This is a genomic window from Bradyrhizobium sp. U531 (genome assembly GCF_051710265.1).
Lineage (GTDB): Bacteria > Pseudomonadota > Alphaproteobacteria > Rhizobiales > Xanthobacteraceae > Bradyrhizobium.
The window spans coordinates 120,456-134,797 of record NZ_JASVEN010000014.1; the positions used below are offsets into that span (position 1 = coordinate 120,456).

At 65.1% G+C, this 14,342-nt stretch carries 16 protein-coding genes; 3 read left to right on the forward strand and 13 right to left on the reverse strand.

Features of this window, described 5'->3' with window-relative positions; all coding sequences use genetic code 11:
* Positions 1-113: 113 nt before the first annotated feature.
* Positions 114-1,259, reverse strand: coding sequence for a DUF3095 domain-containing protein (locus QRQ56_RS37080; protein WP_438746657.1), 1,146 nt, complete (start codon positions 1,257-1,259; stop codon positions 114-116).
* A 226-nt stretch (positions 1,260-1,485) separates the two neighbouring features.
* Between QRQ56_RS37080 and QRQ56_RS37085 the strand changes: the two genes are divergently transcribed.
* On the forward strand, positions 1,486-1,884 hold the full coding sequence (locus QRQ56_RS37085) for a hypothetical protein (protein WP_438746717.1): 399 nt from the start codon (positions 1,486-1,488) through the stop codon (positions 1,882-1,884).
* A gap of 4 nt (positions 1,885-1,888) precedes the next feature.
* Here QRQ56_RS37085 and QRQ56_RS37090 read toward each other — a convergent pair whose 3' ends face one another.
* From QRQ56_RS37090 to QRQ56_RS37110, 5 genes are all read right to left on the reverse strand, one after another.
* The gene (locus QRQ56_RS37090; RefSeq protein WP_438746658.1) at positions 1,889-2,098 is read right to left on the reverse strand and encodes a hypothetical protein; all 210 of its coding nucleotides are present in this window, start codon (positions 2,096-2,098) and stop codon (positions 1,889-1,891) included.
* Positions 2,099-2,224: 126 nt separating this feature from the next.
* The gene (locus QRQ56_RS37095; RefSeq protein ID WP_438746659.1) at positions 2,225-2,950 is read right to left on the reverse strand and encodes an SDR family NAD(P)-dependent oxidoreductase; all 726 of its coding nucleotides are present in this window, start codon (positions 2,948-2,950) and stop codon (positions 2,225-2,227) included.
* Positions 2,943-4,325 (reverse strand): class I adenylate-forming enzyme family protein, encoded by a 1,383-nt coding sequence (locus QRQ56_RS37100; RefSeq protein WP_438746661.1) that lies wholly within the window; start codon positions 4,323-4,325, stop codon positions 2,943-2,945. Before QRQ56_RS37100 ends, QRQ56_RS37095 begins: the two co-directional genes overlap by 8 nt.
* Positions 4,312-4,557: an acyl carrier protein gene (locus QRQ56_RS37105; protein ID WP_438746663.1), complete on the reverse strand. Its 246-nt coding sequence runs from the start codon at positions 4,555-4,557 to the stop codon at positions 4,312-4,314. Before QRQ56_RS37105 ends, QRQ56_RS37100 begins: the two co-directional genes overlap by 14 nt.
* 138 nt (positions 4,558-4,695) lie before the next feature.
* Positions 4,696-6,510 (reverse strand): long-chain-acyl-CoA synthetase, encoded by a 1,815-nt coding sequence (locus QRQ56_RS37110; RefSeq protein ID WP_438746665.1) that lies wholly within the window; start codon positions 6,508-6,510, stop codon positions 4,696-4,698.
* A 356-nt stretch (positions 6,511-6,866) separates the two neighbouring features.
* On the opposite strand from QRQ56_RS37110, the gene QRQ56_RS37115 reads away from it, so the two are divergent.
* Positions 6,867-7,847, forward strand: a complete 981-nt coding sequence (locus QRQ56_RS37115) for a Bug family tripartite tricarboxylate transporter substrate binding protein (protein ID WP_438746667.1) — start codon at positions 6,867-6,869, stop codon at positions 7,845-7,847.
* Positions 7,848-7,895: 48 nt separating this feature from the next.
* Here the strand turns inward: QRQ56_RS37115 and QRQ56_RS37120 are convergent, their stop codons facing one another.
* The 6 genes from QRQ56_RS37120 to QRQ56_RS37145 form a co-directional block, all read right to left on the reverse strand.
* Positions 7,896-8,384 carry a hypothetical protein gene (locus QRQ56_RS37120; protein ID WP_438746669.1) on the reverse strand — a complete coding sequence of 163 codons (489 nt, stop codon included), beginning with the start codon at positions 8,382-8,384 and terminating at the stop codon, positions 7,896-7,898.
* Between the two features lie 146 nt (positions 8,385-8,530).
* Complete coding sequence (locus QRQ56_RS37125; RefSeq protein WP_438746671.1) at positions 8,531-8,827, reverse strand: DUF3551 domain-containing protein; 297 nt, start codon at positions 8,825-8,827, stop codon at positions 8,531-8,533.
* Between the two features lie 8 nt (positions 8,828-8,835).
* Entirely contained in the window at positions 8,836-9,111 is a 276-nt protein-coding gene (locus QRQ56_RS37130) for a DUF3551 domain-containing protein (protein WP_438746673.1), read from the reverse strand.
* A gap of 227 nt (positions 9,112-9,338) precedes the next feature.
* Positions 9,339-11,216: a molecular chaperone HtpG gene (gene htpG / locus QRQ56_RS37135; protein WP_438746675.1), complete on the reverse strand. Its 1,878-nt coding sequence runs from the start codon at positions 11,214-11,216 to the stop codon at positions 9,339-9,341.
* A gap of 125 nt (positions 11,217-11,341) precedes the next feature.
* A complete protein-coding gene (locus tag QRQ56_RS37140; RefSeq protein WP_438746677.1) occupies positions 11,342-11,782 on the reverse strand; it encodes a hypothetical protein in 441 nt (146 codons plus the stop codon).
* Positions 11,783-12,031: 249 nt separating this feature from the next.
* Positions 12,032-12,661: a nuclear transport factor 2 family protein gene (locus QRQ56_RS37145; RefSeq protein ID WP_438746678.1), complete on the reverse strand. Its 630-nt coding sequence runs from the start codon at positions 12,659-12,661 to the stop codon at positions 12,032-12,034.
* A 191-nt stretch (positions 12,662-12,852) separates the two neighbouring features.
* Here QRQ56_RS37145 and QRQ56_RS37150 point away from each other — a divergent pair, with 191 nt between their 5' ends.
* On the forward strand, positions 12,853-13,320 hold the full coding sequence (locus QRQ56_RS37150; RefSeq protein WP_438746679.1) for a TonB family protein: 468 nt from the start codon (positions 12,853-12,855) through the stop codon (positions 13,318-13,320).
* A 69-nt stretch (positions 13,321-13,389) separates the two neighbouring features.
* Here QRQ56_RS37150 and QRQ56_RS37155 read toward each other — a convergent pair whose 3' ends face one another.
* The gene (locus tag QRQ56_RS37155; RefSeq protein WP_438746681.1) at positions 13,390-14,196 is read right to left on the reverse strand and encodes a response regulator; all 807 of its coding nucleotides are present in this window, start codon (positions 14,194-14,196) and stop codon (positions 13,390-13,392) included.
* Between the last annotated feature and the right edge of the window lie 146 nt (positions 14,197-14,342).

The following is a 14,342-nucleotide window of genomic DNA, read 5'->3' on the forward strand; positions in this document are numbered from 1 at the left end:
CGCTGCAGAGCCGGGGCCCATCGCAGTGTGGGTCCCGGCTCTGCGCAGCGTCACACCGGACGATGCTTTGCATCGCCGCAGTGCCGCAGCGCGTCCGGGACACAAGAATTCTTCTACGCCATCGTCGCCTTCAGCGCCGTCGCCGCCGAGGCGTAGCCGCCCCGCGCGCCGTCGATGAAGTGCACGTGATCGCTGCGCAGCGCCGAGGGCGTGAAGCAGGTCATCATGGCGGCGTCCTGCTGATGGAGGCCGTAGCGCACGATGCCGTCGCGCGCGGCAGCCGCCAGGCGATCGCTCAGCGCGCGTTCGAGTTGCGGCGTGCAGTCGAGGATCATGCGCAGGCCGTCGTCATATTTGCGGAAGTCGGAGTTCTCGACGACCTGGCGCTTGTAGAGATTCGGCACGAAGCCGCCGACCTTGAGGTCGAAGCGCAGGATCAGATAGGCGAACAGCGTATAGGCCAGCACGCTGGCCCTGCGCGCAAACAGCGGTCCGCCGCGCCTGGTGCGGGCCTCGTAATCCAGCCCCTGCGGCGGCCATTTCAGCGGCGGCCCCTGCGATGGCACCGGGCGCGCACCGTCCGGGCTGCGCTCGACGAGATGAATGATGTCCTCGATCACCTTGCGAAAGCGCTGCGGGTCGGCGCCGCCAGCCGGCATCACCAGCACCGACAGGATCAACCCGCGCGAGGCCGGGATCACCTCGAAACGGCAGGACAGGCCGGACAGATCCGGCTGGGTGCCGGGCGGCGCTTCGGCGACCGCAAACTCGCCGCGCTTCATCGCGGCGTCGGCGAAGGCGAGCCCGCCGCCCGAGAACATCGCATAGGACAAATTGGCCGAGGGGCCGAAGCGGGCGACGCGCACATCGAGCCCCTGCGCGCGAATGGCACTGACCGGCACCAGCGCGACGCGCATGGTCAGATCGAGATCTTCCCGCACCCAGGTCGCGGTCGCGGCCAGCGCCTCGCGCGCGGCATCGAGGTCGGACGGCGCGACCGCAAAACTCGCGCCGTCGCCGCCGAACACGAAGGGGAATTCGCGCCCCTCCAGCGCGTTCGTCACCGCCGCGATCACGGCCGCACCGGCCATATTGACCGCCTTGTAGCGCTGCGCCGCGATCGCCTTGGTGGAATCGACGATATCGGCAACGCCGATGCTCCAATCGTCCGGAAGCGGCGCGTAGAGCGCGGGGTCCATCAGGCTGGTGAAGCCGCGGAAGACGGGAATGCCGCCGTAGAAGGTTTCGCCTGGGGTCATCGGGGACGCCGGATGGTTGGAATGCGCAACAAATACGTGGCAGGATCGATCCGGGTTCGCCGGCCGGCTGCCCCTCCTCATCATTGGCCGAAACCGGTCGGGACAACAAGATTGGGTGACAACGAGATGCCAGCGCGTTGCAATGCCGCAGCGGGTCATTGATCGGCGTCAAATGACCGGCCGGGAGTTGCGGCTATCGTCGTCCACCTCCACGGCCTTGCATGGGATGATCGAGGTGTCCGATTTCGGCAATAAGGACTCCACCTCTCAGGTGCGCCGGCGTACCGGCGTCGAGCCGATCAGCGCGGTGAAGATGCCCGAAAGACTGACGGAGGCCGTCGATGCCTGGGCCGAAGCCCATCGCCTGACCCGCTCGGATGCCATCTGCAAACTGATCGAGCTGGGCCTGAAGATCGCGCCGCCGGTGCTTCCGTCGGAGCACCCGATCGCCTCGGAAGCCACCAAGATCGAAGAGATCGCCATTCACGAGATCGAGGCGCTGCTCGATCCGGCCTTGCCGGCGGACGAACGCGAGCGCCGCATCCGCCGCCTCACCGAAGGCCCGCCGGAATTTTCCCACGAGCGGATCGACCTGCCGAAGGATTCACCGAAGCACCGGACGTGAGCAGCTAGTGCAGCTTCTCGTCCTGGCGCTTGCGCAAGCCATCGAGAGAGGCGTCATGGCAGCCGACCAGGCGCACGAATTGCTGCGGGTACATTTCATAGCCGTGACTGCCGGAATTCTGATGCGTCATCGGCGGGCAATGGACGTCGTCCGGCTTCGCGCGGGATTGCTGCGTCTGGCCCTGAATTGAAGCGGTCATGTCAGGCATGGCCATGGACTGCTCCCTGTCGATTAGGGCAGATCGATTGACGTAACCCAATCGATTGCGGGGCATCTTACGACCAAATCCGGCTGAATGTCATTGCTCCGGATCAACGCCATCGCATCCGCCGGGTTCCGCCTAGGCCGTATTCCCGGCATCGACGGTGAACACGGATCCGGTGACGTTGCGGCCGCCTTCGCCGAGCAGATATTCCACCATGCGCGCGACGTCATCGGTCTCCGGCAGGCGGCGCAGCGCGCTGCGGCCGGCGATGCGCTTGCGCCCTTCGTCGGACAGATTGTGCGTGAGCTCGGTGTCGATGAACCCCGGCGCGATCGCGTTCACGGTGATGCCGACCTTGCCGACCTCGCGCGCCAGCGAGCGGGTGAAGCCGGTGGCCGCCGCCTTGGTCGCGCCGTAGACGGACAGGCCGTTATAGCCGGTCGTCGCGATGATCGAGGAGATGTTGATGATGCGGCCGGCCCCATCGGCCATCATCTGCCGCGCCACATATTTGGTGAGGATGATCGGCGACAGCACGTTGAGCTGCACCAGTGCCTCGATCTGGGAATTGTGCATGGTGGCGAGCAGGCCTTCCGTGCCGAGGCCGGCATTGTTGACGAGGCCGTAGATCGGGCCGAACTCGTCGCGTACCAGTTTTGCGAAGGCCGGGATCGCGTCGATCACGGCAAGGTCGCAGGCACGGAAATGCAGGCGGCCATCCGACTCGGTGATCGCGGCCCTGAGCTCGTCGCTTTCGCGCCGCGCCGCCGCGATCACGTTATAGCCGGCGCCGACAAGGCGCTTGCAGATCGCAAGGCCGATGCCGCGGCTGCCGCCGGTGACGAGAACGTTGTTATGCATCGGTGCGCGCCAGTTTGCCGGCCGGGGTGACGTCGAGCGCCTCGACGAAGCGGATCACAGCCGGCACCTTGTGGGACGCGAGCTGCGCGCGGCACCGATCGAGGATCTGGTCGCGGATCTCTTTCGTGCGCGCGGGATCGGTGCCCTCGCTGAGGATCACGTCGGCGACCACGATGCCGCCGGTGATCGGGCTCTTCCGCGACTTGGCCCGCGACATCCGCACGTCGGGATGGCGGTTGATCACCGCCTCGATCTCCTCGGGATGGACCTTCAGGCCCCCGATATTAATGATGCCGCCGCGGCGGCCGACGAAATAATAGCGATCGCCGCGCCGCTCGACGATGTCGCCGCTGTCGACAAATCCGTCGCCATCGGTGAGCGCTGCAGCGTCCCGGCCAACATAAGCATGCGCCGTGCGCGTCGAACGGATCCGCAGCGAGCCGTCCACGACCTTCATCTCGACGCCGTTGCGGTTGCCGAGATAGTCGGCCGGAAAGCCTTCCAGCCCGTCGTTGACGGCAAAGCCGACGCCGGCCTCGGTCGAGGCATAGGCATGACCGACCGAAGATTTTGGAAATGCGGCCTTCAGCCCGTCAAGCACCGCCTGGTCGGCGATCTCACCGGAGAGGCGGACGTAACCCGGCGCGAATTGCGCGGCCGAACCGCTCATCAGAAGCTTGCGCCAATGCGACGGCGTGCCCGAGATGTGCGAGACGCCCCGCGCCGTCAGCCGCGCGACGTGATCGCCAAGCGCCTCGTGCGGGTCAGACAGCACCATCGAGCCGCCCGACAGGATGGCGCGGAGGAAGATCTGCAAGCCGCCATAGCGGCGGATGTCGTAGAATGTCGCCCAGACCGGCGCCGGTCCGCGCGCGGGGCCTTCGGCGACGATCGCACCGGTCAGCGCTTCCAGCGTGTGGCCGACGATTTTCGGCACGCCCGAGGTGCCCGATGTGAGCATCAGCCATTCCGTCGCGCGTTCGGTCCTGGCCGGCGCGGTGGCTTGAAGCGGCAATTGTGCGGTGACGACGAGCGACACGCCCGAACCCGCCCAGCGATCGGGCTCGTCGGTGACGACGGCGTCGATCCCGGCATCCGCGATCAGCGCGTCGAGGTATGCCGGGTTCAGATCGGGCGGGCACAGCAGCATGCGGCGCGCGATGCCGTCGAGCTCGATCATGGCGAGGCCCGACCGGAGCTGGTCGGACAGTTTGAGCAGCACGGAGCGGCCCGACAATTCGTGCAGGCGGCCGCCAAGGACCGTCTGCGACAGGATGTCGGTCAGCGACACGACATCATGCGCGTCGGAGATCGTGCGTCCCTTCAGCTCCGCGCCGAGATGGTCGCGGAGTGCGAAGATCTCACGCGGGGACATTTTCGTAGGCCCGCACGAAATCACCCACCGTGGCGGGGAAGGCTGCGTCCTCGGAAATGGTGAAAGGGTCGACGCCGGTATCGTCCTCGAGACGCGCGACCAGAATCGCGAAGGCGAGCGAGTCGAAGCCTGTCTCGTGCAGCGACAGGTCGTCCGACAGCTTCGGAAGCGTGACGTTCTGCTCCTTGGCGATCTGCTGGATCGCCTCAATGACCTTAGACCTGACCGACATGGCTGGCTCGCTTTGTTATCGTTGGCGTTGCGGCGGCTCTTGCTGGCCGCCTCCCATGGCGGCTTGTTTACCCGACAGAAGTAAATGGCTTCTTGGACAATTCAGATAAAATTGGACCTATCTGCCGATTTTGGCGATCTACAGCCTGATCGAGCCGTTCAGGATGGCCGCATAGGCCTCGGCGTCCAGCGGGACATAGGCTCCGGATTTCGCGTCCGCCATGAACAGCGGCTCGGAGATGCCGGCGGGATCAAACCCCTCCCGCGACAGCTCGCCCTTTTTCTGCTTGAACGTCTCGGTCGCATCGATCTCGCTGGAGATGCGGATGAACACAGGCCGCGCATAGGCCGGCAGGCGCTGCGCGAGATGTGCGGGCAGCGCCGCAATGTCAAAGCCCTCGTTGACGACGATCGCGCTCATGCCGGCGCGGCCGTCGGCGCCGGGAATGCTGACACCGTAGGTGGTGGCGTCGACCACGCCGGTGAAATCGCGGATCGCGTCGTTCACCTCCGAGGTCGCGACGTTCTCGCCCTTCCAGCGGAACGTGTCGCCGATACGATCGACGAAATGGAAGAAGCCCTTGTCGTCGATCCGCATTAGATCGCCGGTGCGAAACCAGGCATCGCCCTTCGCGAAGACATCGCGAAGGACTTTCTTCTCGGTCTCGCCGGCGTCGGTATAGCCCTCGAAGCGGCCGCCGCCCTCATTGGCGCTGCCGATGCGGCCGATCGCCTCGCCGGCCTCGCCGCGGGTGCAGGCGATGCAGAAACCCTCGTTATTGCGCAGCGGCACGCCGCTATCGGGGTCGAGCCTGACGAGATTGGCGGGGAAACGATGTGCCAGCAGCGGCGGGACGCGGCCGATCGCGCCCGGCTGTCCTTCGACGTTGAACAGCGAGAAATTGCCTTCCGTCGCCGCATAGAATTCGAGGATGCGGGGAATGGCGAAGCGATCCTGAAAGTCCTGCCAGATATCACCGCGCAGGCCGTTGCCGCAGACGAGGCGGAGACGATGTCGGTTCTCGTATTCCGACGGCGGTGCCTTGAGCAGGTAACGGCAGAGCTCGCCGATATATTGAAACAGCGTGCAATCGTGGCGGACGATGTCGGGCCAGAAATGCGTGGCCGAGAATTTCTCCGCGATCACCACCGAGCCGCCGGCGGCGAGCATGCTGCACGGCGCGACGATGCCGCCGACCGAGTGAAACAACGGCAGGCAATCATAGAGCCGGTCCTGCGGGCCAGCGCCGGCAAGGCCGGCGAACCAGAAGCCCCAGTTGAGAATGCGGCGATGGCTGATGCTGGCCGCCTTCGGCAAGCCCGTCGTGCCCGAGGTGTAGATCAGCAGCGCGCGGTCGTCGATCGTGACCTCGCCATGCTCCTCCGGCGACAGGGGCGCATCGTCCAGCGCCGCGAGCGCGACGTCGATGGCAAGATCGCTGCGGGCATCGCCATGGGTCCAAACCTTGGCTTTCGTCTTCAGATGCGGTGCTGCGCCCTCCAGCATCTCCGCCAGCTCATGCGCCACGATGATATGCGCGGGGCGGGCGACGTCGATGCAATGCGCGAGCGAGGGTCCGACCAGCTTGGTGTTGAGCAGTGCGACCACGCCGCCGACCCGGCTGATGCCGAGCCAGGCCGCGAGATAATCGATGCCGTTCGGCATGATCAGGGCGACCGTGTCGCCCTTGGCCACGCCGACCGAGCGCGCCCAGCGCGCGTAGCGATTGATGCGCTTCGACAAGGCGTCGTAGGGGAGACTTGTATCGTCCGTGACCAACGCGACGCGATCGGGCTGGCGCTGCGCCCAATCGTCGATGACGTCTGCGAACAGGCGTCCCGGCAGCGACTCGATCCGCGCGGTGAGTTCGATGGCCTTCAGCCAGATCTTCGAAGCCGAAGGCGCGCGCGCGACTTTTTGCCGTTCGATGACACCGGTCGTCATGCCGCTCATTCTCTCGGGCTGCCTGCTGATACCGCAATCTAGCTCTCGCGCCCTGCCCAGGTGTTAAGAGACAAGGTAAAACTCCGTTAGTGCGCGATTAACTCTAGTGATCCTTTACCAAGCCGGCGGGATCGGCGTGCGCAGCAGCGCAAATCTTGCGATAGCAAAGCAGCGAAGCGGTCCTGCTAACCCTCTCCCCTTGTGGGAGAGGGTGGCGCGCGCAGCGCGACGGGTGAGGGGTCTCTTTCCACACGGACAATCTCACGAGTGGCGAAAACCCCTCATCCGGCGCTTCGCGCCACCTTCTCCCACAAGGGGAGAAGGAAGAAGAGCGCAGCAGCTTCGATTCTGTTGAGGCGAGACCCATGATCACCAGACGACATTTCCTTCAGACCGCCGCCTGTGCCGCAGCCGTGCTCGCGGCACCGCGCGCGTTTGCCCTCGGCAATCCCTCTTATCCCTCGCGCAGCGTAAAATGGGTCGTGCCCTATGCGCCGGGTGGCGCGACCGACCTGCTGTCGCGACTGCTCTGCCAACGCCTGTCCGACCGGCTGGGCCAGACCTTCGTCGTGGAGAACAAGCCCGGCGCCGGCAGCAATATCGGGACGCAGGCAGTGATCTCTTCGGCACCCGACGGCTACACGCTGCTGCTGACCTCGACCGCGAACGCGATCAACGCCTCGTTCGATCCGGCGCTGCCCTATGATTTCGCCCGCGGCATCGCACCGGTCGCCGGCGTGGCGCGCATTCCGCTGGTGCTGGTCGTCAACAACGACCTGCCGGTGAAATCCGTCGCCGACTTCATCGCCTACGCCAAGGCCAATCCCGGCAAGATATCGATCGCCTCCTCGGGCATCGGCACCTCGCTGCACCTCTCGGGCGAGTTGTTCAAATCAATGGCCGGCGTAAAGTTCACCCACGTCCCCTATCGCGGCTCGGCACCGGGCCTGACCGACGTGATGAGCGGCCAGATCCAGGGCATGTTCGACAACGTCACCTCCTCCTTCGAGCTGGTGCGCGCCGGCAAGCTGCGCGCGCTCGGCGTCACCACGCGCGAGCGCTCGGAGATCCTGCCGGAGGTGCCTTCAATCGCGGACACGCTGCCGGGCTACGAGACGTCGTCGTTCTACGGCGTCGGCGCCCCGCACGACACGCCGCGCGAGATCGTCGATCTGCTCAATCGCGAGATCGATGCGGCGCTGTCCGATTCCGGCATCAAGGCCCGCATCGCCGAACTCGGCGCCGTCCCGCTGCACGGCAACGCCGGTGAATTCGGCGGCATGCTGACCGCCGAGACCGACCGCTGGCGCAAGGTGGTCGAGCTGTCGGGGATCAAGAAGGACTAGCGTCTCCTCGAGGCCTGACCACGCGCGACGGCAGACCTTCGCGCCGCCTCAATCCGCCGTGAATTCGAGATCGAAGCGGATCGGATTGATGGGCTTCGTGGCAAACTGGACGGTCTTGCCGCTCAGGCCGGCAAACGGGCCGGATGCGAACTTCACCACGCCCTTGCCCGAGGATGCGACGCCGACGGGCTTGCCGTCCTTCATCACGGCCTGGGCCGAGCCTTCAGTGAGCTGCGTGATGAGGCGTCCACCGGGAATGCGGTGCACGCCGCTCCCGATCAGCATCGTCGCCTTGGGCCCGTCCCACTCGACGACATTCGACGCGGAATACACCGCGCCTTTCAACACGCCCTCGACGCCGACGCAGACATAGTCCTGCGCCACCAGATTGTGATCGGGACGGTCGCCGATCGGCTCCTGGGTGAAGAATCCGGCAAGGCTGCATTCGTAACGCGCGATCACGTCCGCGCGGGCCGGCTGTAAGGCGATCGTGACAAGGGTTGCGCCGACGATTGCCGCAAGGGTGCGCCTGTTCATGGAAATCTCCTCGCTTCATGCGCCCGATCTGAAAGGCCGGCATGATGCCGGACTCCTGGCGTCGGGCTAAGCGATGAGAATGCCGCGGATGCGCGCATGCGCGCTTTGACCTGGCTCAACCGCCGCAGCCGGCAGCAGCACGAGGGCTAGCGGCCGGGCGGCCTGCGGGACGGATGCCATGCCGGCGCGTGGACCGGATAATAGGGATTAGGATCGCAGATCGCGGACCGGCCGGACGCCGTGGCGCGACATTGCGGCAGAGAGGTGAAGGAGCAGTCGTACCACTCCCCGCCACCGCCGTTCGCGCCGGAATAGACGTGCATGCAGACGGGATAGCGCGGATCGAAGGTCTGCGCCCGCGACGGCGCGGTTGCGAGCAATGCGCCGGCCACCACGATCAGGCCGAACGAGAGACGGAGGGACAGTATTCCGGTACGCTGCATCGGAGTTGCTATTGCACCTTCTTGTGACGCTTGCGCGGCGGCGGCTGGTCGAAGGCGTAATAGGGATTGACGTCGCAGCTCGCCGAGCGTCCCGAGGCCGTCGCGCGGCACTGCGGGATCGACGTGAAGGAGCAATCGAAATAATCGCCGCCACCACCACCGAAGCCGCCGGGCGTATAGACGTGCATGCACACCGGATAGCGCGGATCATAGGTCTGGGCGCTGGCATCGGCCGCCACGAACAGCGTGGCAATCGCGGTGAGGGTCAATATCGGCAAGCGCATGGACTTAAACCTTCGAATCGACGGCGTCGGCGGATCTGATGCCGACGGCCTGATATGGCACAACACCAGGGCGGAGGCGACTGTTCCTAAGGACAGATGACGGCAAGGTGAGCGCAGTGCTCGGCGCTAAAGCATGATCCGGAAAAGTGCGAAGCGGTTTTCCGAAAAGATCATGCTTAAACAACAACCTAAAGCGCGGTGACGATTCATCCAAATCTCATCGCGCTTTAGCCGCCGAGCCCCTGCAGCACCAGCCGGTTCAACCGCGCCGCAAACGCCGCCGGGTCTTCCGGCAGCTCGCCGTCCAGGATCTGGGCCTGCTCGAGCAGCAGCAGGCTGAGATCGTCGACCGTGTTCGAGCCAGCTTGCGCCCTGGTGACCGCCGTGACCAGCGGATGGCGCAGATTGATCTCGAGGATCGGCTTGGTGCGCATGCCGCGGTTCTGCTGCTGCAGGATGCGCTCGAGCTCGCGGCTCGGGCCCTGGCTGTCGGCGACGAGGCAGGAGGCCGAGCTGGTGAGACGGGTCGAGGCCTTGACGTCGCTGACGCGCTCGCCGAGCGCGGCCTTGATCACGGCGATGGTGGCGGCTTCGTCGGCCTCGGGCTCGTCCTTCTTCGCCTCGTCCTTGTCGTCGACGCGCGGGATCAGGTCGAGGTTGAGATCGCCCTGGCTCAGCGACTTCAGCGGCTTGCCGTCGAACTCCGAGGGCATCGAGGTCCAGAACGCGTCGACCGGGTCGGACAGCAGCAGCACCTCGATGCCGCGCGCGGTGGCCGCCTCGAGCCGCGGATTGGATTTCAGCCGCTCGATGCTGTCGCCCACGAGATAGTAGACCTCGGTCTGGTTCGGCTTGAAGTCGGCGATGACCTGCTTCAGCGACCGCTTCTCGCCCGATGTCGTGGTGAAGCGCGCCAGCGCCAGCAGCTTCTCGCGCCGCTCGAAATCCTCGTAGATGCCCTCCTTCAGCACCGCACCGAACGCGTCCCAGATCTTTGCAAAGTTCTCCGGATCCTTGTCGGCGAGGCTTTCCAGCTCGGACAGGACACGGGTCGCCACGGCTTTCCGGATCTGCGCCAGCTGCGGGTTGTTCTGCAGCATCTCGCGCGAGATGTTGAGCGGGAGATCCTCGCTGTCGACCACGCCGCGGATGAAGCGCAGATAGCCCGGCAGCAGGTCGGCATCGTCGGTGATGAAGACACGGCGGACATAGAGCTTCACCCGGCCCTTGCGGTTCGGCTCGAACAGGTCGAACGGCTTGGTCGAGGGCGCGAACAGCAGCACGGCGTAGGAGTAGCGGCCCTCGGCACGATAATGCAGCGTCATGGCGGGATCGTCGAAGGCGGAAGCGATCTGCTGATAGGCCTTCTTGTAATCCTCCGCCGCGAGCTCGGATTTCGAGCGCTGCCACAGCGCGCTCGCCGAATTGATCTGGCGCGGCTCGCCCTCTTCCGGCACGAGCTCGATGGGAAACAGGATGTTGTCCGAATAGGCACTAATGATGCGCTCGATCTCGAAGGCCTCGAGATATTTCCTGGCGTCGTCCTTCAGGTGCAGGACGATCTCGGTGCCGCGCGTCACGCGCGCCGCCTCTTCGTCGCTGGCTCGGGCGATCTCGAAGCCGGAGCCGCCCTGGGAGCTCCAGGTCCAGACGTCGCTCTCGCCGGCGCGGCGGCTGATCACGACGATTTTGTCGGCCACCATGAAGGCGGAATAGAAGCCGACGCCGAACTGGCCGATCAGGCCGAGGCCGTCCTTGGCCTCCTTCAGCTTCGACACGAACGCCTTGGTGCCGGAGCGGGCGATGGTGCCGAGATGATCGATCAGCTCCTGCCGCTCCATGCCGATGCCGTTGTCGGCGATCGTGAGCGTTCCGGCCTGCTTGTTGGGGATGATGCGGATCTTGAGCGGGTCGCCCTCGCCCAGCAGCGCCGGGGTGGCGATCGCTTCGTAGCGCAGCTTGTCGCAGGCATCGGACGCGTTGGAGACGAGCTCGCGCAGGAAGATATCGGTCTCCGAATAGACGGAGTGCACCATGAGGTGCAGAAGCTCGGAAACCTCGGCCTGGAAGGGCTGCGTGTGCACAGCCGTGTCTGACGTCGTCATGCGTTTACCCGGTCAAAACGAAGGGGAAGAAACCCGGGATATAACGCGAGCACGGCAGGGATCAAGTGGATGTGAACGATCGTCCTCCCGAGGCGGGAGGACGCGATGTCCGGCGGGCGCGCCGGTCAGGTCACGCAGCGACCGGGCTGGAGCAGCTTTGCGACCTCGGTCAGCGAGCTGACCATCGGCTCGCAGGCGATCGTCGGTCGGCTGCGCGCCTTCTGCTGGTTCAGGAGCAGCGTCGTCGGCGGCTTGGCATTGCCGGTCTCGATCACAGCGGGGACCCGCAGCAGCACCGAGGTGTCGGCAAGGTCGTTCAGCCGCATCGAGACGGTGCGGGTGGGAACCGCAGCCTGCCTGGTCTCGGAAAGGCGGTCGGCCTTTCCGGCGCGGTTGACGTTATTGCTTGGCACGACACTTGTGCTCTGGCTCGGGATGTCGGCGACCGCCTGCCAGCGGTCGGCCAGATCGTGGCCGGAGGCCAATTGCACGGCGCCCACCTGGACGGCGCCGAGTGTCGCGGCGGCCGCGATGACGCCCAAAAATACCTTGTGAATCTGTGACATGAATGTCGGTCCCTCGCCCCATGGCGATCGCGGGAACAACGCGCGCTAGGGACCGGGGGTTCTTGACCGCTACGATCACTTAACCGTGTGTGAGAAAAGCCGCGGCACCGAAAATTATTTGGCAGGGCTGGGAACGACTCCTGCAGACAAGAGTCGTCTCAACAGCCGGCTATTCCCCCCTGCCCCATAAGCCGGCGACGTAGGGCGCGACTGTGGTGATGCCAGTCGCGCCTTACTTTTGTCTGGGCCTCATTTGCTTGCAGACAATCCGGCCTTCCCCGCCAGCCACTCCCGTCCCTCCCCGTAGAGCTTCTCGACCTCGGGCCCGATCAGGCCCGGCATGTCGCGCTTGACCTTGTAGCCGATCAGCTCCTGCATGTAGGCGAGATGGCGATAGCCTTCGGGCAGCGCGGCGAGCGCCTTCTGGTCGAGCCGAAGCTCTGCTGCGGGATCGACCGGGTCGATCCGGTCCTTCTCATAGATCGGCTGGCGGCGGACGATGCCCCAATTCCCAATTCCGGATTGGTCCTGCCGCTTCTCCAGGAAATCGTAGAAGCGTCCGGTGCAGACGACGTCGCAGAGCACGTCGTGCACGAGGGCGCGCTGCGAGATCGTCATCTTGGTCTGGGCAATGGCCCGCTGGCCGGCGAGATCGATGCTGGTGCCGCCGAGGAAATGCAGGATGCGCACGCCCCTGGCGAAGCCCTCCTGGCTGACGCGCATGAAATCCCGCGCCGGTCCCTGAAACCAGGTGGCGGACATCCACCCTTCCTCGTGCCAGACGGTCGCAAAGCGCTCCCAGTCACCGGCATCGCGCCACACCGCCCAGTTCTCGACGAGATCGCGGATGGCGAGGCGGTCGAGCAGCTGCTGGTCCATGGCGAGTAACCTCCCGGCGCGCAAAAGCGGCGATGGATGTTGTTGGGCCCGACGTATCAACGGGGCAATTTAGCCGCCGTCAAGCGATCGGACCTTGCGGTAGCTCACAGCTCCCCACAACGGGGTGTGCGCGATACGAGCAGCGATTCTTGCAATCAACCAGATGGCGATTAATATCCGCGACGATGCAGATGAAATTTAACTCGCTGGCCGCGTTTCTCGGATTGCTCGCGGCCCTCCCGGCATATGCGCTGGCTGCGGCCCCAGACCCCGAGGAGAGTTCTATCAACGCTTGGAAGAGGCAAGTTTCCAATCGGTTGGTCAGCAAGAGGATCTATCCACGCAACTCGCCAGCCGAAGGCGGCACGGCGAAAGTCCTGCTTGTTCTCGATCGGACGGGCAAGTTGATTTCGAGCGCGCTTGTCGAAAGCACAGGCTCCAGCGAGCTCGACGTTGCGGCCTTGGCGATGGTGGAAGCGGCTGCACCATTTCCCGTGCCGCCTGCCGAGCTTGATGAGAGCAGCCTTCACGTCACGGCACCCATAGTCTTCAGGGCGAAGACGACGCTACCGTTCTCGGGGAGCTCAGCACCGGCAGAATCGGCCGCAGACCAAGCTAAGGTCGATATCAAGATGCGCAGTATCTGCCGCGGGTGCTGAGACAGGGTGCCGGCAAACAAAAACGGCGCGCCTTTCGACGCGCCGTCTTCTTGTTCGATACGGGTCTTCTTACGCCGCAGGCGCCTTGGGCGTGCGGTTGCGCGAGTTGCGCTGGAAGAACAGGGCCTGACTCGCCACCGCCGAAACCATCGCGGGCTGGAACGGCTTCGAGATCAGGAACGCCGGCTCCGGACGCTCGCCGGTGAGGAAGCGCTCGGGATAGGCGGTGATGAACACCACCGGCACCTCGAAGGTGCGAAGCAGCTCGTTGACGGCGTCCAGACCCGACGAGCCGTCGGCGAGCTGGATGTCGGCGAGGATCAGGCCGGGCCGCTTGTTCTTGGCCAGCGCCACCGCATCGGCATGGGTGCGCGCGACGCCGACGACGTTGTGGCCGAGATTCTTCACCAGGCTTTCGAGGTCCATGGCGATGAAGGTCTCGTCCTCGATGATCAGCACGTCGGTGGCGATCTCGGCCGCCATCTCGCGTCCGGCGGTATCCGCCAGCCGCCGCGTCTCGGCGACGTCGGTGCCGAGGACGTAGCCGACCTCCTCTTCCGAGAATCCTTCCAGCGACAGCAGCAGGAAGGCCTGCCGCGGCAGCGGCGTGATATTCGACAGTCGCCGCTCGGGCGGCATCGGCAGGGTCGTCACCTCCGAATCGTCATTGACGGAAACCGAATTCCAGATCTGGGTGAACAGCCGGAACAGCCCGGCGCGCGGCCCATGGCTCTCGTCGAGCACCGCCGGATCGCCAAGCATGGCCTCCAACATGGCTGCCACGTAGGCGTCACCGGAGGCCTGGCTGCCGGTCAGGGCGCGCGCGTACCGGCGCAACAACGGCAAGTGTTCAGCAACAAGCTGTGAACGTGACATCCCCACTCCATTCGTCTTCGGGCCAGCCTTGCGTCACGCGGGGGGCCCGGGTTCCCCTGCTGGCCGGGTTTACGCCTCAGCCCGAGAAAAGTTCCGCTTTAGGGGGAACTTTTTATCGAACCTGGAATTGTGCCTATCCAGGGAAC

Excerpts from the sequence above, each read along its gene's own strand:
- QRQ56_RS37080 (WP_438746657.1), bottom strand. The coding sequence starts at position 1,259 with ATGACCCCAGGCGAAACCTTCTACGGCGGCATTCCCGTCTTCCGCGGC.
- QRQ56_RS37085 (WP_438746717.1), top strand. The coding sequence starts at position 1,486 with ATGATCGAGGTGTCCGATTTCGGCAATAAGGACTCCACCTCTCAGGTG.
- QRQ56_RS37090 (WP_438746658.1), bottom strand. The coding sequence starts at position 2,098 with ATGGCCATGCCTGACATGACCGCTTCAATTCAGGGCCAGACGCAGCAA.
- QRQ56_RS37095 (WP_438746659.1), bottom strand. The coding sequence starts at position 2,950 with ATGCATAACAACGTTCTCGTCACCGGCGGCAGCCGCGGCATCGGCCTT.
- QRQ56_RS37100 (WP_438746661.1), bottom strand. The coding sequence starts at position 4,325 with ATGTCCCCGCGTGAGATCTTCGCACTCCGCGACCATCTCGGCGCGGAG.
- QRQ56_RS37105 (WP_438746663.1), bottom strand. The coding sequence starts at position 4,557 with ATGTCGGTCAGGTCTAAGGTCATTGAGGCGATCCAGCAGATCGCCAAG.
- QRQ56_RS37110 (WP_438746665.1), bottom strand. The coding sequence starts at position 6,510 with ATGAGCGGCATGACGACCGGTGTCATCGAACGGCAAAAAGTCGCGCGC.
- QRQ56_RS37115 (WP_438746667.1), top strand. The coding sequence starts at position 6,867 with ATGATCACCAGACGACATTTCCTTCAGACCGCCGCCTGTGCCGCAGCC.
- QRQ56_RS37120 (WP_438746669.1), bottom strand. The coding sequence starts at position 8,384 with ATGAACAGGCGCACCCTTGCGGCAATCGTCGGCGCAACCCTTGTCACG.
- QRQ56_RS37125 (WP_438746671.1), bottom strand. The coding sequence starts at position 8,827 with ATGCAGCGTACCGGAATACTGTCCCTCCGTCTCTCGTTCGGCCTGATC.
- QRQ56_RS37130 (WP_438746673.1), bottom strand. The coding sequence starts at position 9,111 with ATGCGCTTGCCGATATTGACCCTCACCGCGATTGCCACGCTGTTCGTG.
- htpG (WP_438746675.1), bottom strand. The coding sequence starts at position 11,216 with ATGACGACGTCAGACACGGCTGTGCACACGCAGCCCTTCCAGGCCGAG.
- QRQ56_RS37140 (WP_438746677.1), bottom strand. The coding sequence starts at position 11,782 with ATGTCACAGATTCACAAGGTATTTTTGGGCGTCATCGCGGCCGCCGCG.
- QRQ56_RS37145 (WP_438746678.1), bottom strand. The coding sequence starts at position 12,661 with ATGGACCAGCAGCTGCTCGACCGCCTCGCCATCCGCGATCTCGTCGAG.
- QRQ56_RS37150 (WP_438746679.1), top strand. The coding sequence starts at position 12,853 with ATGAAATTTAACTCGCTGGCCGCGTTTCTCGGATTGCTCGCGGCCCTC.
- QRQ56_RS37155 (WP_438746681.1), bottom strand. The coding sequence starts at position 14,196 with ATGTCACGTTCACAGCTTGTTGCTGAACACTTGCCGTTGTTGCGCCGG.